The 26,586-nt window shown below is 68.8% G+C and carries 23 protein-coding genes; 16 read left to right on the plus strand and 7 right to left on the minus strand.

Translation table 11 applies throughout. The features are described from left to right. Positions 1-56 precede the first annotated feature (56 nt). Entirely contained in the window at positions 57-1,088 is a 1,032-nt protein-coding gene (locus J4H86_RS18435; RefSeq protein WP_236539067.1) for a DctP family TRAP transporter solute-binding subunit, read from the minus strand. Between the two features lie 113 nt (positions 1,089-1,201). Here J4H86_RS18435 and J4H86_RS18440 point away from each other — a divergent pair, with 113 nt between their 5' ends. Continuing rightward, complete coding sequence (locus tag J4H86_RS18440) at positions 1,202-1,984, plus strand: IclR family transcriptional regulator (RefSeq protein ID WP_236539068.1); 783 nt, start codon at positions 1,202-1,204, stop codon at positions 1,982-1,984. Between the two features lie 35 nt (positions 1,985-2,019). Here the strand turns inward: J4H86_RS18440 and J4H86_RS18445 are convergent, their stop codons facing one another. Together J4H86_RS18445 and J4H86_RS18450 are read right to left on the minus strand one after the other, a co-directional pair. Further along, positions 2,020-3,300 (minus strand): TRAP transporter large permease, encoded by a 1,281-nt coding sequence (locus J4H86_RS18445; RefSeq protein ID WP_236539069.1) that lies wholly within the window; start codon positions 3,298-3,300, stop codon positions 2,020-2,022. 1 nt (position 3,301) lies between these two features. Then, complete coding sequence (locus J4H86_RS18450; protein ID WP_236539070.1) at positions 3,302-3,877, minus strand: TRAP transporter small permease; 576 nt, start codon at positions 3,875-3,877, stop codon at positions 3,302-3,304. A gap of 160 nt (positions 3,878-4,037) precedes the next feature. Here J4H86_RS18450 and J4H86_RS18455 point away from each other — a divergent pair, with 160 nt between their 5' ends. Genes J4H86_RS18455 through J4H86_RS18470 form a run of 4 tightly spaced genes read left to right on the plus strand, consistent with a single transcriptional unit; the run spans position 4,038 to position 7,025 of the window. Then, complete coding sequence (locus tag J4H86_RS18455) at positions 4,038-5,000, plus strand: (Fe-S)-binding protein (RefSeq protein ID WP_236539071.1); 963 nt, start codon at positions 4,038-4,040, stop codon at positions 4,998-5,000. After that, positions 4,997-5,797: an LUD domain-containing protein gene (locus tag J4H86_RS27280; protein ID WP_269134481.1), complete on the plus strand. Its 801-nt coding sequence runs from the start codon at positions 4,997-4,999 to the stop codon at positions 5,795-5,797. The genes J4H86_RS18455 and J4H86_RS27280 overlap by 4 nt, the downstream gene beginning before the upstream one ends. Then, complete coding sequence (locus tag J4H86_RS27285) at positions 5,761-6,492, plus strand: 4Fe-4S dicluster domain-containing protein (RefSeq protein WP_269134482.1); 732 nt, start codon at positions 5,761-5,763, stop codon at positions 6,490-6,492. The genes J4H86_RS27280 and J4H86_RS27285 overlap by 37 nt, the downstream gene beginning before the upstream one ends. Then, complete coding sequence (locus J4H86_RS18470) at positions 6,489-7,025, plus strand: LutC/YkgG family protein (RefSeq protein WP_236539072.1); 537 nt, start codon at positions 6,489-6,491, stop codon at positions 7,023-7,025. Before J4H86_RS27285 ends, J4H86_RS18470 begins: the two co-directional genes overlap by 4 nt. Positions 7,026-7,137: 112 nt before the next feature. Here J4H86_RS18470 and J4H86_RS18475 read toward each other — a convergent pair whose 3' ends face one another. Beyond that, positions 7,138-7,872: a FadR/GntR family transcriptional regulator gene (locus J4H86_RS18475; RefSeq protein ID WP_236539073.1), complete on the minus strand. Its 735-nt coding sequence runs from the start codon at positions 7,870-7,872 to the stop codon at positions 7,138-7,140. 48 nt (positions 7,873-7,920) lie between these two features. Continuing rightward, positions 7,921-9,222, minus strand: coding sequence for an enolase C-terminal domain-like protein (locus J4H86_RS18480; protein ID WP_236539074.1), 1,302 nt, complete (start codon positions 9,220-9,222; stop codon positions 7,921-7,923). A 137-nt stretch (positions 9,223-9,359) separates the two neighbouring features. Here J4H86_RS18480 and J4H86_RS18485 point away from each other — a divergent pair, with 137 nt between their 5' ends. Then, a complete protein-coding gene (locus tag J4H86_RS18485; protein WP_236539075.1) occupies positions 9,360-10,292 on the plus strand; it encodes a fumarylacetoacetate hydrolase family protein in 933 nt (310 codons plus the stop codon). A 59-nt stretch (positions 10,293-10,351) separates the two neighbouring features. Here J4H86_RS18485 and J4H86_RS18490 read toward each other — a convergent pair whose 3' ends face one another. Both J4H86_RS18490 and J4H86_RS18495 read right to left on the minus strand, forming a co-directional pair. Continuing rightward, positions 10,352-11,596, minus strand: coding sequence for a styrene monooxygenase/indole monooxygenase family protein (locus tag J4H86_RS18490; protein ID WP_236539076.1), 1,245 nt, complete (start codon positions 11,594-11,596; stop codon positions 10,352-10,354). 306 nt (positions 11,597-11,902) lie between these two features. Then, a complete protein-coding gene (locus J4H86_RS18495) occupies positions 11,903-12,898 on the minus strand; it encodes a LacI family DNA-binding transcriptional regulator (RefSeq protein ID WP_269134590.1) in 996 nt (331 codons plus the stop codon). A gap of 330 nt (positions 12,899-13,228) precedes the next feature. Between J4H86_RS18495 and J4H86_RS18500 the strand changes: the two genes are divergently transcribed. The 10 genes from J4H86_RS18500 to J4H86_RS18545 all read left to right on the plus strand — a co-directional run bounded on the left by J4H86_RS18500 (position 13,229) and on the right by J4H86_RS18545 (position 26,556). Next, positions 13,229-14,335 carry a Gfo/Idh/MocA family protein gene (locus J4H86_RS18500; RefSeq protein WP_236539078.1) on the plus strand — a complete coding sequence of 369 codons (1,107 nt, stop codon included), beginning with the start codon at positions 13,229-13,231 and terminating at the stop codon, positions 14,333-14,335. Positions 14,336-14,414: 79 nt separating this feature from the next. Then, a complete protein-coding gene (locus J4H86_RS18505) occupies positions 14,415-15,416 on the plus strand; it encodes an ABC transporter permease (RefSeq protein WP_236539079.1) in 1,002 nt (333 codons plus the stop codon). A 5-nt stretch (positions 15,417-15,421) separates the two neighbouring features. Next, positions 15,422-16,615: an ABC transporter permease gene (locus J4H86_RS18510; protein WP_236539080.1), complete on the plus strand. Its 1,194-nt coding sequence runs from the start codon at positions 15,422-15,424 to the stop codon at positions 16,613-16,615. An 11-nt stretch (positions 16,616-16,626) separates the two neighbouring features. Further along, on the plus strand, positions 16,627-17,733 hold the full coding sequence (locus J4H86_RS18515; protein ID WP_236539081.1) for an ABC transporter ATP-binding protein: 1,107 nt from the start codon (positions 16,627-16,629) through the stop codon (positions 17,731-17,733). Positions 17,734-17,746: 13 nt separating this feature from the next. Then, positions 17,747-18,829: an ABC transporter ATP-binding protein gene (locus J4H86_RS18520; RefSeq protein WP_236544087.1), complete on the plus strand. Its 1,083-nt coding sequence runs from the start codon at positions 17,747-17,749 to the stop codon at positions 18,827-18,829. A 14-nt stretch (positions 18,830-18,843) separates the two neighbouring features. After that, complete coding sequence (locus J4H86_RS18525) at positions 18,844-20,799, plus strand: ABC transporter substrate-binding protein (RefSeq protein ID WP_236539083.1); 1,956 nt, start codon at positions 18,844-18,846, stop codon at positions 20,797-20,799. A 64-nt stretch (positions 20,800-20,863) separates the two neighbouring features. Next, the gene (locus J4H86_RS18530) at positions 20,864-21,907 is read left to right on the plus strand and encodes a DUF6807 domain-containing protein (protein ID WP_236539085.1); all 1,044 of its coding nucleotides are present in this window, start codon (positions 20,864-20,866) and stop codon (positions 21,905-21,907) included. Then, a complete protein-coding gene (locus tag J4H86_RS18535; RefSeq protein ID WP_236539087.1) occupies positions 21,904-22,668 on the plus strand; it encodes a cupin domain-containing protein in 765 nt (254 codons plus the stop codon). The genes J4H86_RS18530 and J4H86_RS18535 overlap by 4 nt, the downstream gene beginning before the upstream one ends. Positions 22,669-23,489: 821 nt before the next feature. Continuing rightward, complete coding sequence (locus tag J4H86_RS18540) at positions 23,490-25,229, plus strand: BCCT family transporter (RefSeq protein WP_236539088.1); 1,740 nt, start codon at positions 23,490-23,492, stop codon at positions 25,227-25,229. 229 nt (positions 25,230-25,458) lie between these two features. After that, entirely contained in the window at positions 25,459-26,556 is a 1,098-nt protein-coding gene (locus J4H86_RS18545) for an exonuclease/endonuclease/phosphatase family protein (protein ID WP_236539090.1), read from the plus strand. Positions 26,557-26,586 lie beyond the last annotated feature (30 nt).

The raw sequence follows: 26,586 nt of genomic DNA on the forward strand, positions 1-26,586 counted from the left end.
TTGCGTCGCTGGCTTGTTGACGTGGTGGCCCACGGGGTCGGGGCGCGACGTTGGGTTCACTCCCTGGCCGCGTCCTGGATCCGGGTGTAGATCTCGCCCCACTCGGGGTGCATCTCCGGCAGCCGCTCGCGGGCGGCCTCGGCGAACGCCTCGGTGTCCACGTCGTCGACGATCTCCGCGTCGGCGTTCTCCCGCCACTCCTCGAGCATCTCCTCCTCCTGCTCCTCGATGCAGACGCGGACCTGCTGGGCGGCGTCCATCGTGGCGTCGTCGAGTTCCGCTTGGAGGTCGGGGGACAGGTCCTCGTACACCGCGTCGGCGATGACGGGCATGACGCCCTGCACGATGTGCGCGGTGAGCGAGATGTGTGTCTGCACCTCGTCGAAGCGCATGGTGCGCATGGTGGGGATGGGGTTCTCCTGGGCGTCGATCACGCCCTGCTGGAGGCCCAGGTAGACCTCGCCCAGCGCCATGGGGGTCGCGGTGCCGCCCATGATCTCCATGTTCGACAGGTAGACGGGCGCGGTGGGTACCCGGACCTTCTGGCCGGTCAGGTCCCCGGGCTGCTGGACCGGCTGGTTCGCCGAGGTGTGTCGGCTGCCGTAGTACCAGGACCCCAGCACACGCAGCCCGGTCTCCTCGTTGAGCTCGGCCCACACCTCGTCGCCGATCGGCCCGTTGGTCACCGCGTCGAAGTGGTCCACGTCCTCGAAGGCGTACGCGGCGTCGAACACCTCGGCGGGGGAGTACCAAGTGCCCAGGAACGCTGGGCCCGCGACCGTCATCTCCAGGTTGCCGGTGTGGAGCAGTTGGAGCGCCTGTTCCTCGGTGCCGAGCTGTGCGCTGGGGAAGATCTGGAGGTCGACGCCGACGTCGGCGAGCCGGTCCCGCAGGGGTTCCGCGCCACAGGTGTGCGCGGGGTGCGCGACGTCGTAGGCGTGGGACAGGCGCAGGGTGACCTCGGCGTCGGCGTCACCGGCCGGGCGCAGGTCGTCGGGGTCCACGTCGGGTGCGTGACCGACGCATCCGGTGGCCAGGAGCGCCAGCGCGGTCGCGGTCACGGTGAGACCCGTGCGGGTGTGTCCCATCACGGCTCCTTTCGGAGTGCGGGTCGACGGTGGGGAGCCGTTGCGTGATGGACGCGGCATCGCCAGTTGTTCAGTATTTTGAACTGAGAATCATGACCTGAATGGGGAGCGGTGTGAGCGTGGAACGCGATCGTTCGTTGGCGCCGGCGGTGACGCGGGCCGCGGCGATACTCGAGGTGCTCACCACGGAGCGCGGACGCCCGATGGGACTCGCGGAACTGTCGCGACGCCTGGAGCTCGCCAAGTCCTCGGTGTCCAACATCTGCAACGCGCTGGTGGACTCCGGGCTGCTGCGCCGGACCTCGGAGGGGTTCGGGTTGGGGCAGCGCCTGGTGGGCTATGCCGCCGCCTACCTGGAGGGGGTCGACATCGTCCAGGAGTTCCAGGACGTCTGCCGGACCCGGGCCGGTGCGAGCGAGGAGACGATTCAGCTCGCGGTCCTGGGCGAGACGGGACTCGAGGTGGTCTACCTGGCGCGACGGGACGGCCGCCATCCGGTCGTGCTCGCGTCGCAGATCGGCCGACCGCTGCCGGCGACCACCACCGCGACCGGGAAGAGCATGTTGGCCGAGCTGTCCCCGGCCGACCTCTCCGCACGCCTGGACGGGCTGGACACCCTGGCGCGCCTGACCGACTCCTCCATCACCGACCCGACACGGTTCCGTCGGGACCTGGAGGGCGTACGCGACCGGGGGTACGCCCTGGACGAGGGAGAGACCGCCGAGGGGCTGCTGTGCCTGGCCGCCACCGTGCCCGGCACCATGACGCGGGGCCAGCCAGCGGCGGTGAGCTTCACCGGTCTGGCCACCGCGTCGTCGGCGCGTCGTGTCGAGGAACGGGCCGAGGAGCTGCGGGGTCTCGCCCGGGAACTCGGCTCGCGGCTCGGGGCCCAGTAGGACGGCACCTGACCCGGACCCGCCGCTCGTCGTGGTCATGAGTACCCCAGGAGTCCCGGCAGCCACATGCTCAGTGCCGGCACGAAGGTGACCAGCACCAGGGAGACCATCAGCGGCAGCAGCACCATGATCATGCCGCGCGCCACCCGTGGCACGGGGATTCGGGTGACCGAGCTCAGCACGAAGATGACGAGCCCGATCGGGGGCGTCAGCAACCCGATCATGAAGTTCAGGATCATGAACACGCCGAGGTGAAGCGGGTCGATCCCGAAGGCCGACGCCACGGGGAGTAGCACCGGCGCCATGACCAGGATCGCCGCGGTCGGCTCCAGCACCATGCCGACGATCAGCATCACGATGTTGACGAGGATCAGGAACACCAGCGGGTTGTCGGTGACCGTGATCAGCGACGCCGCGACCTGCTGTGGCACCTCCTCGCGGGTCAGTACCCAGCCGAAGAGCGACGCGGCGCCGACGATGAGCATGATCGCGGCCGTGGTCTCCGCCGTGGACAGCATCATCCGGTAGAGGCGGTTCACGGTGAGGCGACGGTAGAGGGCCGCGAGCAGCAGCACGTAGATGACGGCCACCCCCGCGGCCTCGGTGGGGGTGAAGATCCCACCGAGGATCCCGCCGAGGATGATGACCGGCGCCCCCATCGGCAGCACCGCGGCGCGTAGGGCGCGCAGCTTCTCCGCGGTCGAGACCCGGTCGGTGGGAACATCGGGTTCCCGGCGGACCTGGATGAAGACGGTCGCGCACAGCACACCGAAAATGAGGAGCGCCGGGATGATGCCGGCGACGAACAGCGCCCCCACGGACACCCCGGCCGTGGTCGCGAAGATGATGGCGGGGATGCTGGGCGGCATGATGCCGCCGATGAGCGCGGAGGCGCCCGTGAGGCCGACGGAGAACCGTTCGCTGTAGCCCCGCTTCACCATCGCCGACACCTGGATCCGGCCCAGGGCGGACACGTCGGCGATCGCCGCGCCGCTCATCCACGAGAACACCAGACTCGAGGAGACGTTGGCGTAGCCGAGGTTGCCACGGATCCGGTCCAGCGTCTTCTCCGCCGCGGTGAAGAGCCGGTCGGTGATCCCCGCCGACATCGCCGCCGCGCCGGTGAAGATGAACAGGGGCACGGCCAGCAGCGGGAAGATGTCGATACCCGCCGTCATGCGTTGGAGCGCCGCCCCCACGGTGACGCCGGGGGAGAACACCAGGTAGACCATGCTGGGCGCCGCCAGGGCGAAGGCGACCGGAACCCGTGCCAACATCAGCGCGAGAACTCCGACGACCACGAGAAGAACGCTCACCTCAGGCTCCTTCCGCGATCGCGTCGTCGTCGCGCAGCGTCTCGGGGTGGCGCCAGGCGATCACCGAGTTCACGATCGTGTGGAAGCACACGAGCGCGAACCCCGGCACGCTGACCCCGTAGATCCAGGCCATCGAGATCCCGGCCGCGGGGGTGTTCACCGTGGCCAGCGACGTCGCGAACTGCCAGCCCACGTACACCAGGACCGCGCTGGTCACCACGACGACCGCGTTGGCCGTGATCTCCAGGGCCGCGGTCGCGCGCGGGCTGAGGAAACGACTGAACACGCGGGCCGTGATGTGGCGCCGCCGCGCCGCGACCAGTCCGATGGTGAGCAGGGTGAGCCAGATGAGCGCGTAGCGGGCGACCTCCTCGGTCCACACGAACGGTGTGGCCAGGACGTATCGACTGAGGATCTGCAGCAGGACGAGACCGAGCAGCAGCCCGAGCAGGACGACCGCGACGACGCGTTCCACCCGCATCAGGGCGCGCATCCACGGGAACCGGCGTTCCGCCAGATCCAGCGGTTCCGACTCGTCACCCGAGGGAGGCTCGGCATCGGGTGGTGACGACTTCATCAGGGGGCAACCCGACCGTTCTGTTCATTGTTCAGAATGTTGAACGCTAAGCAGCATGTTGAAGGGGCTGATTGGACGGTAGGCCCCAAATGTGATCTGGGTCAAGTTTCTCGTTCTTGTCGATGTACGCGTTGGGTGTCCGAATGATACGTTCAGCATCATGGTCAGTGTTCGAAATGCTGGACGCAACAGTGAGTCGGACGACACGAAGGACACCGACAGCGGTGTCTCCAGCGGTGGTGGAGTGAACCGTTCGGCCGGGGTGTCCCCACCCGGAGGCGGCGCTCTCGGTGGCTCGGACGGAACGGAGTCCGTTGGCGGAGCCGAGGACGCGGCCGCCGTCGAGACGCGAGAGCGCGGCGAGGCGGTCGGTCGCCGGGCGATGCCCCGTGAGGTCGCCCTGTTCGTGACCTGCGTGGGGGACTTCGCCGCGTCCGGTCCCGCGCGCGCCGCCGTGACCGTGCTCGAACGGATGGGGGTGCGCGTCACCGTGCCCAAGGCGCAGAGCTGCTGTGGTCAGCCCGCGCTGAACTCGGGGTTTCCCGTCGAGGCGGCTGCCCTGGCCCGCCACTGGGTCGAGGTCTTCGAACCCCATCCCGCGGTGGTCGCGATCGCGGGATCCTGCGCCGGGATGACCGTGCACCACTACCCACGAATCCTGGACGGGCCGTGGCGCGCCCGCGCCGAGGCGATCCTCGACCGAATGTGGGAGTTCACGCGCTTCGTCGCGGACCACGGCGAGAACCTCGCGCTCCGAACGGCGGCCGAGCGAACGGTCACCTACCACGACTCCTGCCACATGCTGCGCAACCTGCGGGAACGCGACGCCCCCCGCGAGGTTCTGGGGCGGGTCGAGGGCCTGGAGCTGCGGGAGATGCGCGATCCCGACATCTGCTGCGGCTTTGGAGGGACCTTCGCCGTGAAGTTCCCCGAAGTGTCGACCGCGATGGCCGACCGAAAGCTACGCCAGGTCCACGACACCGGTGCGACGGAACTGGTCTCGGCCGACTCCGGATGTCTGCTGCACCTGGACGGTCGGCGGGACGCCTCTGGGGAGACCACGCCCCGCGCGTGTCACGTCGCCGAGATCCTGCGCGACGCACTACCCCGGGAGCCGCGATGACCACGCCCACCAGTCCTCGGCCCGCCGGTCGGTCCAGCGCCCTGACGGGGCGGGACCGGCTCACCCCCGACCGCCCGGAGTGGGCCGCGCCCGGCTACCCGCCCGGAGCGATCCCCCTCCCGCTGCTCACCGTGGACGCCCTGGGCTCCCCCAGCGCCGGACCCACCGCCGACCGCCTCACCGAACTCGACCGCAAGTGGAACGGGGACGGCTGGTCCCCGGAGATGGCCGCGGCGCGTGAGAGAGCGGCGGTGATACGTCGGGAGACACTGGGTGACCTCGAGGGCTATCTCGCCCAGCTCACCGAACGGGTCGAGGCCAACGGCGGGACCGTGCACCGTGCCGCCACCCCCGCCGACGGACGGGAGATCGTGGCCCGCATCGCTCGCGAGAACGACGTGGCGCTCGCGGTGAAGTCCAAGTCCATGGCCACCGAGGAGATGCACCTCAACCAGCACCTCGAACAGGCCGGCGTGGAGGTGGTCGAGACCGACCTGGGCGAGTACATCATCCAACTGGCCGACGAGCGGCCCAGCCACATCATCGCCCCCGCCGCCCACAAGGCCCAGGGCGACGTGACGACACTCTTTCGGCAGGTCTCCGGCGAGGACGTCGAGGACGACCCGAAGCGCCTCACCAAGTTCGCGCGGGAACGCCTGCGCGAGAACTTCCGGACGGCGGACATGGGCATCTCGGGCGTCAACTTCGCCGCGGCGGACCGGGAACCCTCGCGATCACCACCAACGAGGGCAACGGCCGCATGGTCACCTCACAGCCCCGGATCCACGTGGCAGTGATGACGGTCGAGAAGGTCATCCCCCGGTTGACCGACCTGGCGACCCTGTTCCCCCTCCTGGCGAACGCGGCCACCAACCAGCACCTGACGGTGTACCAGACCATGGTGACCGGCCCCCGACGCCCGGAGGAGCGCGACGGCCCGGAACAACTCCATCTGGTCATCCTGGACAATGGCCGAACCCGGATTCCCGGCACCCGCTACGAGGACATGCTCGCCTGCATCCGGTGCGGTGCGTGCCAGGCGGCCTGCCCCGTCTACCGCACGATGGGCGGCGGCCACGGGTACGGCGCCACCTACGGCGGCCCGGTCGGCGCGGTCCTGAGCCCCCTGCTGGAGGACGGCGCCGAGCACCGACAGCTCCCTTTCCTCTCGTCACTGTGCGGCAAGTGCTACGACGTCTGCCCGGTGAAGATCCCCCTCCCGGACATGCTGGTGGACCTCCGCGCCGACTACGAGAACGGGGAGCGTGGATCGTCCGCCCGCCGCGTCGCCTGGAAGGGGTGGTCCCGGGCCTGGCGCGTCCCCCTTCTCTACCGCGCCTCGCTGGGTGCCGCGCGGTTGGTGGGCCGGCTGGTGCCCGCACGGATCCTCGGGCGACTCCCGGGACCCCAGAGGGCCTGGGCCTCCGGGCGGTCCCTGCCGGCACTCCGGAACGCGGGCGGGCTCCGTCGATGGATGAGGAAGGCGCGATGACGAACGAACCGGTGTCCGAATCGGACCGGCCGGACCTGGTCCAGGAACTGGCGCGCACCCTCGCCGCGGTCGAGGTCGACGTCCACCCGTGTCAGAGCGAGGAAGGCGCGTACGAGACCCTGCGGAAACTGGTGGGGGACACCACCGTCACCGTCGACGGCTGGGTCGCCGCCTCCGGAGTCCTCGACTCGGCGCGTCGGGTCGACGACCCGTGGCAAGCGGGGATCGGGGTCACCGGTGTCCTCGCCGCGTCCGCCGCGACCGGAACTTTGGCCCTCGTCGCCTCCCCGGAGACGCCCCGCAGCACGTCCCTGGTGCCGCCGGTGCACGTCGCCCTCGTCCCACACAGCCGGGTACTCCCCGACCTCGAGGCACTGTTCGCCACTCTGGCTCGGCAGGACCCCATCCCCTCCAACATGCAACTCATCTCCGGACCGAGCCGCACCGGCGACATCGAGATGAAACTCGTCCGCGGCGTACACGGCCCAGAGACCGTACACGTCGTCCTCTACCCGGACACCGCACCGGCATGACCGCCCCACCCACCCCCCGTCCCGCCCCCTCATCAGGATTTCCCAACTCCCATCAGGAATCCCGCTCATTCATCGAGTGGGAGCGCACACTCACCTGCTATGGCGGGGCCAGCTACCCATTCGTTGAAAGGCGGGCGGCGATCCACTCCTCGACGGTCTGGATGTGGGCCGTGGCCGCGGTGAACGCGGCGAGGCTGTCGCGGCGCGTGAGCGCGGCGTGGATGGCGAGGTGTTGCTGATGGGTCTGCTCGGTGACGTGTTCGGCCACCATCGCCCGCCACACACGGGCGCGGTCGGTGCGGCGGGCCACCGATGTGGACAGGGCCGCCAGGGTGGGGTTCCCGGACGCGGCCGCGATCTCGGCGTGGAACCGGAGATCGGCCTCCACCAGCTCGGTGGGGTCGGTCATCTCCCGCATGGTGTCGATCTGTTCGCGAAGCGAGGCGAGGAGCTCCGGTTCGATGCGCGGCGCGGCCAGGGCGGTCGCTCCCGGCTCGATGACGCGGCGGCACTCCATCAACTCGAGGTAGCCGCCGTCGCCGGCGAGTTCGAGGAAACGTCCGATCGCGTCCACCATGCGGTCCGGCCGCAGGTCGGTGACGAAGGTGCCGGCGCCGTGCCGCACCTCGAGCACCCCCGCCACCACCAACGCCCGGACCGCCTCGCGCAGCGACAGCCGCGAGACGCCCAGCGTGGCACTGAGCTCGGCCTCCGCCGGAAGCCGTTGTCCCGGGGGAAACTCGCCCGATCCGATGCGGTCCTTCAGGCGGTTGATCGCGTCCTCGGCGACGCCGACCGGGCGGCCCGCGGTCCGCGAGCCGCCCGCACCGGCGGTGTCCTCTGGCATGGGCACCAGCTTCTCACCTCGTCGGTGGGCCGAGCGCGTGCGCGCCCGCTACCGCGACCACACTGGGCCGTCCGGGAAGGAGTGCTCCCGCAGGGAGTCGCGTTTGATCTCCGCGCTGTACCCCGGGTTCTCCGGCAGACGGTAACGCGGGCCCTGCATCCGGACCGGGTCGACGAAGTGCTCGTGCAGGTGGTCCACGTACTCCACCATCCGGTTCTCCAGGGAACCGCTGACGGCGATGTAGTCGAAGATCGAGAGGTGCTGGACCAGTTCGCACAGGCCGACTCCGCCGGCGTGCGGGCAGACGGGAACACCGTGCGCCGCGGCCAGCAGCAGGGTCGCGATGTTCTCGTTGACCCCGGCCACCCGACAGGCGTCGATCTGGCAGATCCCGATCGCGTCGGCCTGCAGCAACTGCTTGAACATGACCACGTTGTGGGCGTGCTCCCCGGTCGCGACGTGGGTCGGGGAGATCTCCCGCTGGATCGCGGCGTGGCCGAGGATGTCGTCCGGGCTGGTGGGCTCCTCGAACCACCAGATGTCGAACTCGGCGAGCCCCTTGTGCCAGGCGATGGCCTCCTGCACGCCCAACACCTGGTTGGCGTCGATCATCAGTCGCCGGTCCGGGCCTATGATCTCGCGCGCGATGCGGCACCGCCGCCGGTCGTCCTCCAGGTCCTTGCCGACCTTCAGCTTCACCGAGTCCCACCCAGCGTCCACCGCCTCGCGGCAGAGGCGGGCGAGTTTCTCGTCGTCGTAGCCGAGCCAGCCCGCGCTCGTGGTGTAGGCGGGGTACCCGTGTTCACGCAGGTGGGCCTCGCGTTCCGCCCGACCGTCCCACCGCGAGCGCAGCAGCTCCAGCGCCTGCTCCCGAGTCAACGCGTCCTCGAGGTAACGCCAGTCCACGAGGTCGACGATCTGTTCCGGCGTCATGTCGGCCAGGAGCTTCCACACCGGTTTACCGGCGCGACGCGCCGCCAGGTCCCAGCAGGCGTTGACCACGGCCGCGGTCCCGAGGTGGATGACGCCCTTGTCCGGGCCGAGCCAGCGGAGGTGGCTGTCGCCGGTCAGGTCGCGCCACAGGGCACCCAGGTCGCCCACGATCTCGTCGACGCTGCGCCCGCGCAGCCGCTCGCCGACCACGGCCGCCGCCTGGACGGCGAGCTCGGTGCCCCGACCGATCGTGAACGTGAAGCCGTGGCCCTCCGGAAACTCCGGGTCGTCGGTGTGGAGCACCACGTAGGCCGCGGAGTAGTCGGGAGCCTCCTGCATGGCGTCCGACCCGTCCAGATGACGGGACGTGGGGAAGCGGACGTCGATGGTCTCGATCTCGGTGATGCGTGCGGTCATGGGCGTCCTCCGAAGTTCTCGGATGTACCTGATCGATGGCGAGCCTAAGAGACATCAGATCTCTATGGAAGAGTTCTGCCGAAAATGACCACTCTGAAGCGAAAAACGACAGAGACATCAGATCTCTAGGAGGAACTGTGGCAACTGGTGGGATCATGCGGTTCGTCGGGTCCGACGGCGCGACCCGGGTCGGCCTCCGCGCCCCCGACAGCGGAGACCTACGATCGCTCCCCGGCGTGACCGGAGTCGCCCAACTGCTCCGGCTGACCCGCGACGACCTGCGTCTCCGGTTGGAGGAAGCCGCCCGCGCCACCCCCGACCACCAGATCGACGACGTCACGGTGCTCCCACCGATCGACGGCGACACCGAGGTCTGGGCGAGCGGCGTCACCTACGAACGTTCGCGGCAGGCGCGGGGCGAGGAGAGCGACAGCGCGGACCTGTACGACCGGGTCTACGACGCCGACCGCCCCGAGCTGTTCTTCAAGTCGGTGCCCTGGCGGGTCGTCACCGACGGCGAACCCATCGGGGTCCGCGACGACTCGGGGTTCGACGTGCCGGAGCCGGAACTGGCGCTCGTGGTCAACGCGCACGCCGAGATCGTCGGCTACACCGTCTGCGACGACGTCAGTTCCCGGTCCATCGAGGGCGAGAACGCCCTGTACCTCCCCCAGGCGAAGGTCTACGCCGGCTCGTGCGCCCTCGCCAGCCGGATCGTCCCCGCGTGGGAGGTCGGTGACGTCCGTGAGCAACGGGTGAGGATGCGCATCGTCCGCGCCGGAGCGGACGCCTTCACCGGCGAGATCCCCCTGACGGCGCTGCGTCGGAACCTGGAGGGCCTGGTTTCCTGGCTGTTCCGCTCCTATCCCTTCCCCGACGGCGCCGTCCTGGCCACCGGGACGGGAATCGTGCCCGGGATGGACTTCACACTGCGCGACGGCGACGTCGTGGAGATCGAGATCAGTGGGGTGGGGACGCTGAGCAATCCGGTGGCGAAGGGCACCGATCCCTTCGCCTGGCTCCTCGCCGCGCGCGACGCCCCCCGGGCCCGGTCCACCACCTCTCGTTGATCGTGTAGCGGTCGTCACCACACGCGCCCGAAGTGCCGCCGGCAGCACGATCGACGGGGTCAGCGGTGCGCCAGGTGAGCCTCGGTGAGCAGGGCGCGTGCCGCCTCCGGGTCCCGCAGGAGGGAGTTGTAGACCCAGGGCCGGTCATAGCTCTGGACCCACCAGTCGGCCACCGCCTTGCTGGAGCCGGCGGCGGCCACCAGTGACCGAACGTGCTCCTGGGGGGCATGCTCCCACCACTGGGAGATGGTGCGGGTGAACTCCGACGCCGTCCTCCCGTCGGTGCCGTAGTAGTGGTCGAAGACGGCGTGCAGGGCGTCGCGGTCGAAGGGGCGGTGTCCGTGCGCCCGGATCGCCTCCACGTAGCGTTCCGCGCACATCGTCTCCTCCGCGGCGACCCGCGCCGTGACCGGATCGGAGGTGCACAGCACGTCGCCGACGCCCAGGACGAGACCACCGCCGGGGAGGACGGCGACCGGGACGCGCACGGTCGGCGTGATGCGCTGGACGGTGACGGCCGGCCCGAACATCGGTTCCGCGTGGACGACGCGGTCGGCCACCGAGGGGAAGTACTCGCGCACCCGGGTCCGGAAGACCTCCAGGATCCGGGCCGACCGGCGGGACTCCTCGGAGCAGTCCAGCGGCCCGCCCGGACGACTGGCGACGAACACGGCACGCACCGTCCCCTGCTCGGTGAGCATCGGGGACTCGAAGTAGACACCGAGGCGGGAGGTGACGCTCACCGCCCGCCTCGGCGGGGCGCTAACCCCCTCCTCCTCGAAGAGGACCTGCGTCACCACGCGTGACCGCGTCACCGGCATCCGATGCGGGTCGGGATCGAACAGCGTGCCCAGCTCGCCGTCGCCCACCGCGACGATCACCTGGTCGTACATGCGGGAGAAGTAGTCGAGGTCGCCCAGGGTGATGCCGTGGATGACGACGTTCCCGCCGCGCGACTCGAACGCCTCCAACCAGTCGGCGCACTTGACGCGACGGTCGACCGCGGTCGCCGCCCCGTCGGCGAATTCCCCGGAGAAGGACGTCAGGGGGCCACGGGGGTCGGGGCCGATCGACAGTGTCAGCCCGTCGAGGCGCGGCGCCCGGTCGGACCAGAAGTGCAGGGACCGTGCGCGTTCCAGGGCCAGCACACGCGGGACGGTGACTCCGATCAACGGGGGCTTTCGGCGCCGGATCTCGTCGGAGGTCTGACTCGTGATCAGGGTGACGTCGTAATCGTGGTCCAGTAGCGCGTGGGCGAGATGGAGCCCTGCCTGGCTCGCGCCGACTATGAGGAATCTTCGCACCGTGATCCCGTCGTCATGAGGGTGACGTCCACCGTCCGCCGCGGGGCGACTGGCGCGCCTCGCCTCGGGGACCGACGTGTCGCCGACGCCGCACCGACCGGAGACGAGACGAGGAACTGACAGTGCCGTGGCGTTGGAAGACGTCCGCAACGTTCGACAGAACCGTACAGGTGTCGTCACAGGGAGTGCTGGCGATTCCCAAGATCCTTGCGGGCTGGTGACCCGGTCACCAGCCCGCACGCGCCCGGACGGGCCGTCCGCGGGCGCGGGGTGTCGAGGCGTCCGGAGTTCCCTCCGGGGGCGTGGCTAGTCCCCCGTGGCGCCGGTGTCCTCCAGTGGTGCGGTGCTGTGCCGGACCACCAGGTCGGTCGCGAGGTCGAGGCGGATATTGCCGGGGTGTTCGCCGCGGCTGAGGTTGAGGGCCAGGCGGGTCGCCTCCTCCGCCATCTCCGTCAGGGGTTGACGCACAGTGGTCAGTGGGGGTCCCAGCCAGCGCGCCATCGGCAGGTCGTCGAAGCCGACCACGCTGAGGTCCTCCGGAATCCGTACCCCCTTCTCCCGGGCCGCCTCGTATAGTCCGATGGCCTGGAGGTCGTTGCCCGTGAAGATCGCCGTCGGGGGCCGCGCCAGACTCAACAGCTCCAGGCCGGCGGTGCGCCCTCCCTCGACGTGGAAGTCTCCCGTCCGCAGCAGTTCCGCGGGCATGGAGACGCCTGCGGCCTCCAACGCCGAACGGTAGCCGTCGATCCGGGCCCGACTGGAGAGCATCCGCTTGGGCCCCTCGATCGCCCCGATGCGCCGGTGTCCCAGGGACAGCAGGTGCCGGGCGGCCGTGAGACCCCCGTTCCAGTACGTCGCGCCGATGGACGGGATCTCGTCGTTGGGGTCGCCGGTCGGATCGACGACGACGCAGGGGATGCCGCGGGAGGAGAGGCGTTCGCGCTGGGCGGGGGTCGGGTCGGACAGCACCAGGATCGCGGCGGTCGACTTCCGGGCCAGGACGGAGTCGACCCATCCGTCCTCCGGTGTCTGTTCACCCCCGGACTCGGTGAGCACGACACTGAGTCCTTCCGCGCGCGCGACCCGCTGCACGCCCCGGATGACCTCGACGGCCCACGGACTCTCCAGTTCGTGGAACACGAGGTCGACGGTTGAGGAACGTCCGGCCGGCCCGCGTCGTCGCCGGTAGCCGTGTCGGTTGATGACGTCCTCGACCCGCTGCCGGGTGTCGGGGGCGACGTCGGCGCGTCCGTTCAACACTTTCGAGACCGTCGGAACCGAGACACCCGCCGCCGCCGCGATTGTCGAAATCGTTACCGGCTCATTTCGGGGGGCGTGTCCCGACGTCGAGGCCCTGTTCGCAGTCACACCGACGAATAGTAGTCGCTCCTCCGGGCGACGGCGGTGCGCCGGGGTGGTGAGTACGTATTGACCTCCGAGTCTCCCCAATCGTACATTCGGCCCAAGGTTGCGATAGCAGAACCGATAGTTTCGAGTCGTAGCAGGGTTCAGGATTCCCCCGATCGACGACTACCCCCGACGAACCGAAAGGGCCACGTCCACTCACAAAAGAAAGCGCTTTCTATCCCGTCGGGTCAGGCCGGATCCTGCACTGAACGGAGCGGAGAACACTTGAGAAGCCAGCGCGAACCCGTGAGCCAGGACCCGCCCCTACGAACCGCGATCGTCGGAACCGGAACGATCGCCCGTATCCACGGCGACGCGATGCGTACGATCCCCACCCTGGGGCGGCTCGTGGCCGCGACCGACATCGACGCTGACCAGCGAGCCGCGTTCGCGGACGACTACGACGTCCGCCCCTACGCCGACCTGGCGAGCCTGCTGCGCGCCGAGGAACCGGACCTCGTGCACATCTGCACCCCGCCCGGCGCTCACCACTCCCAGGCCCTGGACGGTCTCCGCGCCGGCAGCAGCGTTCTCGTGGAGAAGCCCCCCACGTTGACCATGGCCGAACTCGACGACCTACACGACGCCCAGGGTGAGCAGGGCCCGTGGTTCGCGACCGTGTTCCAGCACCGTTTCGGGTCCGGTGCCCGCCGCGCCCGAGCCCTGATCGACTCCGGGGTGTTGGGCCGCCCGCACGTCGCGGTGTGCCATACGACCTGGTACCGGCCTCAGTCCTACTTCGACGTGCCGTGGCGCGGCCGGTGGGACACCGAAGGCGGGGGGCCGACGATGGGACACGGCATTCACCAGATCGACCTGCTCACCGCGTTGTTGGGGGAGTGGACCGAGGTCACGGCCACCGCGCGGCGCCAGGCACGGTCGGTCGACACCGAGGACCTCTCCCTCGCGCACGTGGCCTTCGCCAACGGCGCGGTCGCCAGTGTCGTGAACAGTGTGCTCTCCCCGCGGGAGGAGAGCTACATCCGGATCGACCTCGACCACGCCACCCTGGAGCTCACCCACCTCTACGGGTACGGCGACGCCAACTGGCGGATCACCCCCGCGCCGGGACACGAGGAACGCGTTAACGCCGCCTGGGAGGACGGCGAGTGGGGAACCAGGAGCGGGCACGCCGCCCAACTGGCCGCGGTGCTCACCGCGCTCCACGCCAAGGAGGCGCCACCCGTGACCGCCACCGAGGCCCGACGCACCCTGCACCTGGTCGCCGGCATCTACGCCTCGGCCTTCCAGCGGCGCTCCGTGACTCCCGCCGACGTCGGACCGGGGTCCGCCTTCCACACGGCGATGCGGGGGGACGGGCCGCCGTGGTGACGCCGCCCCCAGGCGGGGTGCTCCCCGCTCCGCGCCGTCTGTGTCGCGCGGGTGGTGCGGCCGACGAAGGGAGGTCGCCGTGGGCGCACTGATCCTGCGACGCCTCTCCTACATGGTGCCGACGGTGTTCGCGATCTCCTTCGTCGCCTTCCTGATCATCCAACTGCCGCCGGGAAACTTCCTCACCACCTACATCGCCGAGATCCAGTCCCGAGGCGACACGATCGACAGTGCCCAGGTCCGGGCCCTGGAGGAACGGTACGGGCTCAACGATCCCTTCCTCGTGCAGTACTGGAAGTGGATCTCCGGCATCGTTCTCTCCGGGGACTTCGGCCAGTCGTTCCAGTACCAGCGCGCGGTGTCGGACCTGATCTGGGACCGCGTGGGGGTGAGCGTCGCGTTGGCGCTGTCCGCGATGCTGGTGAGCTGGGTCATCGCGTTCCCGGTCGGTGTCTACTCGGCGGTCCGGCAGCGCTCCGTCGGCGACTACTCCTTCACCTTCCTGGCGTTCGTGGGCCTCGCGACCCCCAACTTCCTAGTGGCCCTGCTGTTCGTGTGGGTGTCCTTCCGATACCTGGGACAGAGCGTCGGCGGCATCATCTCCCCCGAGTACGCGGGCGCGGCGTGGAACCTCGGCAAGGTGTTGGACGTGGTGTCCAACGTCTGGATCCCCGTCCTGATCATCGGGACGGCCGGCACCGCGGTCCTCATCCGGGTCCTGCGCGCCAACCTCCTCGACGAACTGCGCAAGCCTTACGTCACGACCGCCCGTGCCAAGGGTCTGCCGGAGTGGCGCATCATCCTCAAGTACCCGGTGCGCATGGCACTGAGCCCCTTCATATCCACCATCGGCTGGATCCTGCCAGCCCTCATCGGGGGTGAGGTGATGGTGTCCATCGTGCTGAGTCTGGACACGACCGGCCCCCTCCTCCTGGACGCGCTGCAGAGCCAGGACATGTACCTCGCCGGCGGCCTGGTTCTCGTGCTGGGGGTGCTCACCGTCATCGGCACCCTGCTGTCCGACCTGCTGCTCGCCTGGTGGGACCCCCGGATCCGCCACGCACAGATCGAGAGGGTGTGAGACGCGTGGGTCTGTTCCCGCGAGGCCGCGCACGGAACGACGCCGCGGCGCCGACCGGTGACCCGCCGAGCGTCGCACGGCCACCAGAGAGCACGCCGGCAAAGAAGGACGAGCGCGACCTGGGCGGAGTCCCTCAGTGGCGCCTGGTGCTGCGGCGGTTCGGCCGGCACCGCCTCGCGCTCGTCAGCGCGTTCGTTCTCGGGGTGTTCGCGCTGGTCGCGGTCTTCGCGGAGTTCCTCGCCCCCTCCACCCCCTACGCCTACGACAGCGAGTACACCCACGCGCCACCGCAACGTCTGCACGTCGTGGACACCAGCGACGGGTTCGACGTCGGCCTGTACGTCAACGGCTACTCCGTCACCCAGGACGAGGAGACGCTCGGTCGGGAGTACGTCGTCGACGAGTCCCAGAAGATCCCGGTGAGCTTCTTCGTCCGGGGAGAGCCCTACGAGATGTGGGGAGTGATCCCCACCGACCGGCACCTCATCGGACCGGTCGACGCCGACCAACCGATGTACCTCGCCGGCGCCGACCGCAACGGTCGCGACATGCTCTCCCGCATGATCTACGGCGCGCGGGTGTCGCTGTCGATCGGGCTGGTCGGGGTCACGTTCTCCTTCGTGTTGGGCGTGGTCCTCGGAGGGATCTCCGGATACTTCAGCGGTCGCACCGACACCGCGATCCAACGTGTGATCGAGGTGGTCATGTCGATCCCCACGATTCCCCTGTGGATGGGGCTCTCCGCGGCGGTCCCACGGGAGTGGGGGCCGTTACAGACCTACTTCGCGATCACGGTGATCCTGTCGCTCATCGGCTGGACCGACCTGGCCCGGGTGATCCGCGGCCGGTTCCTCTCCTTACGTCAGGAGGACTTCGTGCGCGCGGCTCTGCTGGACGGGTGTCGTCCCGGACGGATCATCGGCCGCCACATGCTGCCCTCCTTCACCAGCCACATCGTCGCGTCGTTGACGCTCGCCATCCCGCTGATGATCCTCGCCGAGACCGCGCTGTCGTTCCTGGGGCTCGGCCTGCAGCCCCCCGTCGTGAGCTGGGGCGTACTGCTCCAGGAGGGCCAGAACATCCACTCCATCGCCAACGCGCCGTGGGTGCTGCTGCCGGGACTCGCCGTCACGGTGACGGTCCTCGCGCTCAACTTCGTCGGCGACGGCATCCGCGACTCCGCGGACCCCTACTCCTGAGGAGGTGACGGATGAGCACCACAACACCCGATGTTGGCTCGGCACCGGGGAACTCCGCGATCGCGGACGACGTCCTGCTGGACGTGCGCGGGCTGCGCACCAGCTTCTCCACCGACGACGGCGAGATCCGCGCCGTCGACGGCGTCGACCTGACCATCCGCAGGGGCCGCACGTTGTGCGTCGTGGGCGAGAGCGGGTGCGGAAAGAGCATGACGGCGCGGTCCATCCTGCAACTGGTGGAGCCCCCCGGCCGCGTTGTCGACGGCGAGATCCTGCTCCGGGATCCGGCCCCGAACGCCCGGCAACCGGTGGTGGACCTCGCACGGCTCCCGCCCGGCGGGCGGGAGATTCGCGCCGTGCGCGGCAAGACGATCTCGATGATCTTCCAGGAGCCCATGGCCTCCCTGTCGCTGGTGCACCGGGTGGGGAGCCAGATCGCGGAGTCGCTGCGGGTCCACCTGCCGTTGACGCGCCGCGCGGCGCGGGACCGTGCCATCGACCTCCTAGGCCAGGTGGGTATCCCCAGCCCGAGACGAGTCGTGGACACCTACCCGTTCCAGCTCTCGGGCGGGATGCGGCAGCGGGTCATGATCGCGATGGCACTGAGCTGTGAGCCGCACCTGCTCATCGCCGACGAACCCACAACCGCGCTGGACGTGACCACGCAGGCGCAGATCATGGACCTCCTGGTCGACCTCCAGGCCTCCCGGGACATGGCGATCATGTTCATCACCCACGACATGGGGGTGGTCGCGGAGCTCGCCGACGACGTCGCCGTCATGTACCTCGGGACGGTCGTGGAGAAGGGACCGGTGGACGCCATCTTCCACGATCCCCAACATCCCTACACCCGGGCCCTACTGGAGACCGTGCCCCGGATCGGCGTCACCACCGGCGGCCGGCTGCGCACCATCACCGGCACGGTTCCGGACGCGCGATCTCGCGGCCCGGGTTGTGTGTTCCGGGACCGGTGCGACGCGGCGATGCCCGGGGTCTGCGACGCGGTACGCCCACCCCCGATCGAGATCGCGACCGACCGGCAGGTCCGCTGTCTGCTCCACGGCGGTGCCGAGGACGTCGGCCACCCCGAAAACGAGGGGAGCGCCGATGTCGCCTGAACCGGAGTCACTCATGGTCCCGTCCCACCAGAGCGGTCCCGAGGAGGGCGTGGACCCGCCGGTTCTGGAGCTGGAGGACGTCCGGGTCCACTTCCCCATCCGCGGCGGGTTCCCGCGGCGCGTCACCGACCACGTGCGGGCCGTCGACGGTGTGAGCCTGGGCGTGCGGAGTGGGGAGACGCTCGGTCTGGTCGGTGAGTCGGGGTGCGGCAAGACCACTCTGGGCACCAGCGCGCTGTGGGCGCGGCCCGAGATGAGCGGTCGGGTGCGCTACCACCCGGAGGAGGGCCGGCCGCTCGAGGTGTCGGCGCTGACCCGCGAGGAGATGGTGACCTACCGCCGTGAGGTCCGGATGGTGTTCCAGGACCCGTTCGCGGCACTGAACCCCCGCCTCACCCTGCTCGAGATCGTAGGCGAGCCGCTGCGGGTGCTGCTCGGCCTGACCGGGTCGGAACTGGAGGAACGGGTGGCCGACATGCTGTCCCGTGTTGGCCTGCGGCCCGAGCACCTCCGCCGGTACCCCCACGCCTTCTCCGGTGGGGAGCGGCAGCGGGTGAGCATCGCGCGCACGCTCGCGCCGGGGCCACGCCTGGTCGTCGCGGACGAGGCCGTCAGCGCGTTGGACGTGTCCGTGCGGTCCCAGATCCTCAACCTGCTGCGTGACCAGCAAGAAGACCTCGGACTCACCTACGTGTTCATCTCGCACGACCTCTCCGTCGTGCGTCACCTGTGCGACCGGGTCGCCGTGATGTACCTGGGCCGCATCGTCGAACTCGGTGACACCGCCCTCCTCTACGCCGCACCCCGGCACCCCTACACCGAGGCCCTGATCTCCGCCGTGCCCGTCCCCGACCCCCGTCTACGCGGCACGGGGCGCCGGATCAGACTCTCCGGTGACATCCCCGACCCCGCCAGCCCCCCGGCGGGCTGCCCGTTTCACACCCGTTGCCGGCACGCGACCGAGCGCTGCGAGGTCGAACGGCCGGAGCTTCGCGAGGTCGCCTCGGGCCGGCACGTGGCCTGTCACCACGCGGAGTCGTTGACCCTCCACGGTGTGGACACCCCGTCGGCGAAACCCCCGCAATCCCCCCAATGAGAACGGAGAGCCGCATGAGCCTCTCACGCCACCACAGACAGCGGCGGGCGACCGCACTGCCCGCCGCGGTCGTCGCCGTCGCCCTGACCACGGGGTGCGGATTCTTCTCCCTGGACCCCGACAGCGAGGACGCGAGCGCGGGGATCGACGCCACGGGAGAGGCGCCGCGACTCGCGGAACTGGTCGAGTCCGGGGACCTCCCGCCGCTGGAAGAACGACTGCCCGAGAACCCACTGGTCGTCGAGCCGCACGACCGGGTCGGCTCCTACGGCGGCGAGTGGTCGTCGGCCGTCATGGGCGTCGGCGACTGGCCGTGGCTCGGGAGGACGGTGGGGTACGAGGAGTTCACCCGCTGGGATCCCGAGTGGGAGGAACTCGTCCCCAACCTCGCCGAGGACTGGGAGTACAACGACGACGCCACCGAACTCACCTTCCACCTCCGCCCGGGGGTGCGCTGGTCGGACGGCGAGCCGTTCACCGCGGACGACGTGGTCTTCGCCTTCAACGACGTCTTCAACAACGAGGAGCTGTCGACGGTCGCCGCCACCGAGCCGGGGACGGCGGAGGCCGACGGCGACCACACCGTCACGATCACCTTCACCGAACCCAGTGGCCTGTGGGCCGGGCGGGACCTGCTCCAGTACCAGGTGGTGCAGAAGCCGAAGCACTACCTCGAGGAGTTCCACCCCGAGTACAACCCCGACGCGGAGGAGAACGCGGAGGAGGAGGGGTACGACGACTGGGTCGAACTGTTCGAGGAGAAGGCCGGCGTCACCAACAGCGCCCTGTACTGGCAGAACCCCGACATACCGACGCTCAACCCGTGGATGGTGGTGGACCCACTCGCCGACTCCGGCCGGATGGTCCTGGAGCGCAACCCCTACTACTGGAAAGTGGACACCGAGGGCAACCAGCTTCCCTACATCGACCGTGTCACCTTCGACATCCTCCAGGACGAGGAAGTCATGCTCGTGCAGGCGATGAACGGCGAGATCAACATGCACTCGCGCCACTTCAACACTCTGGAGAACCGGCCCACCATCGCCGAGAACCGGGAGTCGGGCGGCTACGACTTCTTCGAGCTCGAGCCCGGCGAGATGAACACCGGGGTGATCGCCCTCAACCTCACGACGGAGGACGACACGCTGCGGGAGATCTTCAACGACTTGGACTTCCGGATCGCCCTGTCCCACGCCATCGACCGCCAGGACATCATCGACGTCGTCTACCAGGGGCAGGGCGAACCCTGGCAGGCCGCGCCGCGCGAGGAGGGGCCCTTCTACGACGAGGAGTTCGCCACCCAGTACACCGAGTTCGACCCGGACCTGGCGAACGAGATCCTCGACGACGCCGGCTATGACGAGCGGGGCAGCGGTGACCTGCGGCTCGGTCCGGACGGGGAGCCGATCCGGTTCACGCTCTCCATACCCGGTGACTTCCGCGCCGACATCGTGGACTCCATGGAGATGGTCGGACAGTTCTGGGACGCGCTCGACATCGACGTGGACCTCGACGTCGAGAACCGGACCCTGTGGCAGGAACGCAGCGAGAACAACGAACACGAGGCCAGCGTGTGGTCCGGGGACAACGGCCTGATGGACGCCATGTACGACCCTCGCTGGTTCGCGCCGACCCAGTCCGGGGAGTCGAACTTCGCCATCCCGTGGGCGCAGTGGTACGTCAGCGACGGAAACGACACCCGCGGCGAGGAGCCGCCCGCGGACGTCCGGGCACAGCTCGAGATCTACGACGAGGTGCAGGGGGAAGCCGACGAGGAGGCCCAGATCGAACTGATGCGGGAGTTCATGGAGGAGGCCAAGGAGCAGTTCTACGCCATCGGGATCAGCCTGACGCCCAACGGCTACGGCATCGTCGCCAACGACTTCCACAACGTTCCCGACTCCATGCCCACGTCGTCGATCTACAACGACCCCGGCCCGACGAACCCGGAGCAGTACTTCATCGAGTGATGTCCGTCGAGAGTCAACGCCGGGACGGGCACCCGTGACGGGGAGCCGTAAGGAGAGGCTGGACATGACCAACGAGGAAAGACCGGACGAGGACCGAGAACAGCTCGACCGACGTGACTCCGCGGGAGCGGAGCCGGATCCGCGTGGGCTCGGGGTGGCGCACGAACACGGCCGTTCGCTCGCGGTCACCCACGACGGACGGAGGCTGTTGCGATACGTGCACCATCCGTGGGATCGACAACTGGAGTCACCGCGCCCCTACTTCCACCCGATGCGCACACTCGGCGGCGAGCTCGTCAGCCTCTACCGGCCACACGACCACGTGTGGCACAAGGGCATCGCCTGGTCGCTGCCCAACGTCGGCCCGGCGAACTTCTGGGGAGGAGTCACCTACCGGCGCGACGTCGGATACACCCAACTGGACAACGACGGGGCGATGACCCACCAGGGTTTCGAACGGATCGACGTCGGCCCCGACTCCGTCGAGGTGGCCGAGCGCCTCGACTGGGTGACGGCCCAGGGCGAGACCTGGTTCCGCGAACGACGCGGGTTCGGGGTCACGGTGGACACCGAACACGACGCGTGGCTGCTCACGTTCCGGACCACGTTCACCAACGTGACCGACGAGGCGATCCCGATCGGCAGCCCCACCACCGAGGGGCGACCCAACGCCGGGTACGGGGGGCTGTTTTGGCGCGGGCCCCGGTCCTTCTCCGGTGGGCGTGTGTACACCCAGGACGCCGTGGGCGGCGATGACATGATGGGGACCCGCGCCCCGTGGCTGGGATTCGCCGGACGGCACGACGAACACGACCGCTCATCCACGCTGGTGTTCGTGGACGCGCCCGACAACACGAACCACCCGACCCAGTGGTTCGTCCGCACCGGAATGTTCGCGTGCGTGTGTCCGGCGCCGTTCTTCGACACCGTCGTGGGCGCGGAGCCTGGCGTGCCGCTGACCTACCGCTACGGCGTGGTGATCGCCGACGGTGACCGGGAGGCGGACGGGAGCGGGCGACTGGCCGCCTGGGGCCGGAGGGTCCTGGAGGGCTGGTCCACGCGCCGGGACGTCGCGTCGGCCGAACCAGCGGGGGTGACCGTGCCGTGAGCGGAGACAGAGGAACCGGCTTCCCCGGAGGGACGGGCGTCTCTCGTCTGCGCGTGTACGACTGGCTCGCCGAGGACGGCAAGGCCGGCGGTTCGCCCCACCTTCACACCGTGTCCAGCGAGGGCTACGTCGTCGTCCGCGGAACGGGGACGCTGGAGACCCTCAGCGGGAACGGGTACCGCGAGGTGCCCCTCGCCGCCGGGACACTGCTGTGGTTCACGCCCGGAACGGTGCATCGGCTCGTGAACCACAGCGGAGACCTGGAACTCGTCGTCGTCATGCAGAACGCCGGGCTCCCGGAGTCCGGCGACGCGATCCTGACCTTCCCGCCCGAGGTTTTGGACGATGAAGATGCCTATCTACAATCGACCGTAATTCCGGCAGCGACCGAGTTCCCCGACGCGGGTTCCGCGCAGCGAGGGCGGGAGGAGGCCGCCCGCGTCCGTCGGGATCTCGCCGTCCGCGGGTACCTGCGCCTGCGGGACGACGTCCTGAAGGTGGGGCCCTCCGCGCTCGCTCCGCTCCACACGGCGGCCGCCCGCCTCGTTCGGGAGAGCGCCGGCGGCTGGCTCCACCACTGGGAACGCGGTCCCCACCACCAGGCCGAGACCACCCGTCACCACGTGGCGGACCTGACGGCGGGGCGGGCACCGCACCTGGCGGACTCCGCCGTGTACCTCGCCGACCCCGTCCCCGGGGTGCGGCACGGGATGTGTGGGCTACTGGACGTGTGGGACCTCGACGGTGCCCACGTGACCTGACCCACCTGGACACCACGGGTGGCGCGTCCCGGAAAGTCGGCACGACGCGAGCGGCCCCGAGGCCCCGCTCATCGGTATGAGCGGGGCCTCGGGTATGCCCGTGCCCGCGCCGCGCCGACAACGCTCCAACGCGCCCGAGCAGCGCGCGGCCTGCGGAAACGTCCGGGGGCCGCCCAGAGTGACTGGAGCGTCGTGGGGTCGGTGTGAAGAGTGGGGAAGTGACTCCGTCGGGTGAGCGGCGCATTCGCGCACGGAAATGCGAATAGATAATTCAGCTGAACTGAGGTTATCAGATGTCCGCGTCAATCGTCCGACGATTGACGCGGACAATGCATTGTCGCCAACGCGTCAGAAATTCGAAGGCTTCGCCGACAAAATCAGCAAACGTTGCGCGGATCGGATGGCCGCGACTCAGAGTGTTGATCTGATGGGGTTTCGCGCTCGTTTCGCGACAACCGGTAACCGCGAGTAGTCGGATCGCTTGTGCGTAATGACCTGGAATGCCCCGATTCGGGGTGGAGCGTTCTGACCACTACCGCAAACCCAGGGTAGTCAGACTTTGACAGCTTCCGGTGAACCCCGTTGGCTGACTTCGTGGGGTAGATAAACATTTGGGAACGACGTGCGTTCGTGGATGTTTTTCGCGGGGAAGATCATTGACAGCGGAATATCGCGAATACTAGTCTCCGCATCTATGTCGGGCGCCGACGCGACTTGTTCGCGATCTGACGCCCGACGAGTTCGGTCGGGGGATTGGGGGTCTGGGTACCAGTCGGCGCGGGAAGGCGCGCCAATAATGATGCATCAACCCGGGAGCACGGATGCTCGACAACCTGGCCATACGGCTTGGTCTTCGCACCAACCCAACGATCTTCTTTACTTCCAGTGGGCTCGCGTTCCTATTCGTGATCCTCACTATCGCGTTCACCGAAGAGGTGAACTCCGCCTTCACCTGGGCGACGGAGAACATCATTCTGTCGTCCCTGAGCTGGTTCTACATCCTCGGCGTCACGGTCTTTCTCATCTTCCTGATCTGGATCGCGGCCAGCCGCTTCGGCTCCGTCCGGCTCGGAGGCCCTGACTCGCGTCCCGAGTTCAGCAACTGGTCCTGGTTCGCCATGCTGTTCGCGGCGGGGATCGGCACCATCCTCATGTTCTGGGGAGTCGCGGAGCCGATCAACCACTACGCGACCCCGCCACGGTGGCCAGAAGGATTTACCCAGGAGGAGTTCGCCCAAACGCCGGCCGCGGCGGAACAGGCGATCACCTTCACCAATTACCACTTCACGCTGCACACGTGGGCGATCTTCACGGTTCCGGCGCTCGCCTTCGCCTACTTCATTTACCGGCGTGGGCTGCCGATGCGGGTCAGCTCGATCTTCTACCCGTTCCTCGGGGAGCGGATCCACGGCCCGATCGGCCGGACCGTCGACGTCACCGCGATCGTGGGCACGCTGTTCGGTCTCGCCGTCTCGATCGGCCTGGGCTCCGCCCAGATCCAGAGTGGTCTCGCCAACCTGTTCGTGGGCCTGCCCACGGAGCGGGACAATCCCACGTCGCTGGTCATCCAGCTCGCGATCATCGGTGTGATCACCACGATCGCCACCATCTCGGTGGCGCTGGGGTTGGACAAGGGCATCAAGCGACTGTCCAACATCAACATCCTGATGGCGGTCGCGCTCCTGGTCTTCGTCTTCTTCGCCGGATCGACCCTGTTCCTGATCAAGGGAGCCGTCGAGCAGGCGGGGCACTATCTCTCCAACGTGGTCGAGCTCGCGTTCTGGAACGACACCTACGAGGACACGGGCTGGCAGGACGGTTGGACCGTCTTCTACTGGGCGTGGACCATCACCTGGGCGCCGTTCGTGGGCATCTTCGTCGCCCGCATCTCCCGTGGCCGTACGATCCGCCAGTTCGTGGCGGGCGTGCTGGGCCTGCCCACCCTGTTCAGCCTGATCTGGTTCAGCATCTTCGGGCTCGCCGCGTTCGACATCGAGCGGCTGAACCCGGGGGTTCTGGTCGAACCGGTCGTGAACCAGGGCGACGTGCCGGGCGCGCTGTTCGTCTTCCTGCAGAACTTCCCCGTGGACGCCACCCTCGCGACCATCATCGCGACCATCGCCGTCGTCATCGTGGCGATCTTCTTCATCACCTCGGCCGACTCCGCGTCGCTGGTGATCGACATGATGTGTAACGGCGACGAGAAGGCGACCCCGCCGACCCGGCAGCGCGTCTACTGGGCCGTTCTCGCGGGGTTGGTCGCCTTCGCCTTGGTGGGCGGTACCGGTGCCGCGGCGATCATGGCCGGCACCGAGGTCTCCGCGGTTCAGGCGTTGGAGAAGGTCATCACCGTGGTCGGTCTGCCCTTCTTCATCATGTCGTTCCTGATGATGGCGGCCTTGGTGAAGGACCTGAACGAGGATCCCAACATTCCTGGCAACGAGGTGGCGCGACCCCCCGTCCCCAAGGCCAGGGACGCCGATGAGATGGAACTGACGGAGGAATCCGCCGACGCCCCGGCTGAGGTTGCCGAGGCTTCGGACCCGAAGCCGAGCGCGTAACCCCTGGCGTCGACTCCGTCGACCCGAGTACGTGGAGGCCCCACGGTCACTGGACCGTGGGGCCTCCATCGTCGTTCGGGCGGGTGACGTTCAGCGGCACGTCGGCGGCGTGTCACTGCCCCGTCGCTGTGACCAGCGAATATATGATCGCGTTGACTCCGCGAGGACGGGCTGGGTCAACGCGCGCACAACGAGACACCTGAAGTCGTCGAGGCTCCAAGGAGTTGCGATGCGGTTCCCGTCTATGGACAAGTCCGTGCTGGTCACCGGAGTCAGTCTGTCGTTCCTGCTGCCGATGGGGCTGGCCGTCGCCCCGGTGTCGGCCGCGAGCCCCACCGTGGACCTCCGGGTCGCCACCTACAACACCTGCGGTCACGGCTGCATGCCGACGCCCGCCGAATGCGACGTCACCTTGGGGCGGGACTGCCCGACCAAACTCGCGCCCTGGACCGACGAGCGCGCCGCGTCCGCCGCCGACGACGTCGTCGACAGCGAACTCGACATCGTGGCCACCCAGGAGATCGGGAACAACCCCGTCCCGCAGGTGCCCGACGTCGACATCGAGACCTTCCGAGTGCCCTTCACCGAGGCCATGGAGGAGCGGGGCTACGCCGAGGCGCCGGCCGAGTACGAGGACGCGCGGCACCCGCGGCACGATTACCCGCTGCGGTCGGGCGCGGGGCGCTACACCTACTACGACGCGGAACGTTTCTCCCATCTTGACACCGAGGGTAAGGAACTTCCCCACGACCTGTTCTGGTTGCCCGACTCCACCGAGGACTACGGCAAGACGGTGAACTGGAACATCCTGCGTGAGTTGGAGACCGATACTCGGGTGGTCGTGGTGAACATGCACCTGGAGTACCGCTCGGGCGACGCCGAGGACCCCAACGGCTGGGCCCGGGACTGGGACACGGTGCGATTCGACGACGCGCGACGGACCGCTTCGCACATCACGCAGCAGAACCCGGCGACCCGCAACCTGCCGGTCATCTTCGCCGGCGACATGAACTCCTCCAGCACCGAGGCGGGCACCAGCCCCTACGCCGCGTTCCGCGATCTCGGGTTCGACAACGCCCGCGACCTCGCCCCGGAGGACGAACGGTCCGGTGAGCACCTCGCCTCGTACAACGGCGGGAAGATCCCCCTCCCCGAGGGGGACCAGATCGACTACGTCTTCGTCGAGGAGGGCACGACAGTCCTCGACTGGGCCCTCGTCCCCCAGACCGAGGCCACATCGGGCGAGCAGAGCGAACTCCTGCGCTCGGACCACAACATGGTCTACGCGACGCTGAGCCTCGACAGCACCGGCGCGGCGAGGTCCTGACTCCTAGGCCGGAACGGCGCCACGGTCAAT

It is taken from the genome of Spiractinospora alimapuensis, assembly GCF_018437505.1.
GTDB lineage: Bacteria > Actinomycetota > Actinomycetes > Streptosporangiales > Streptosporangiaceae > Spiractinospora > Spiractinospora alimapuensis.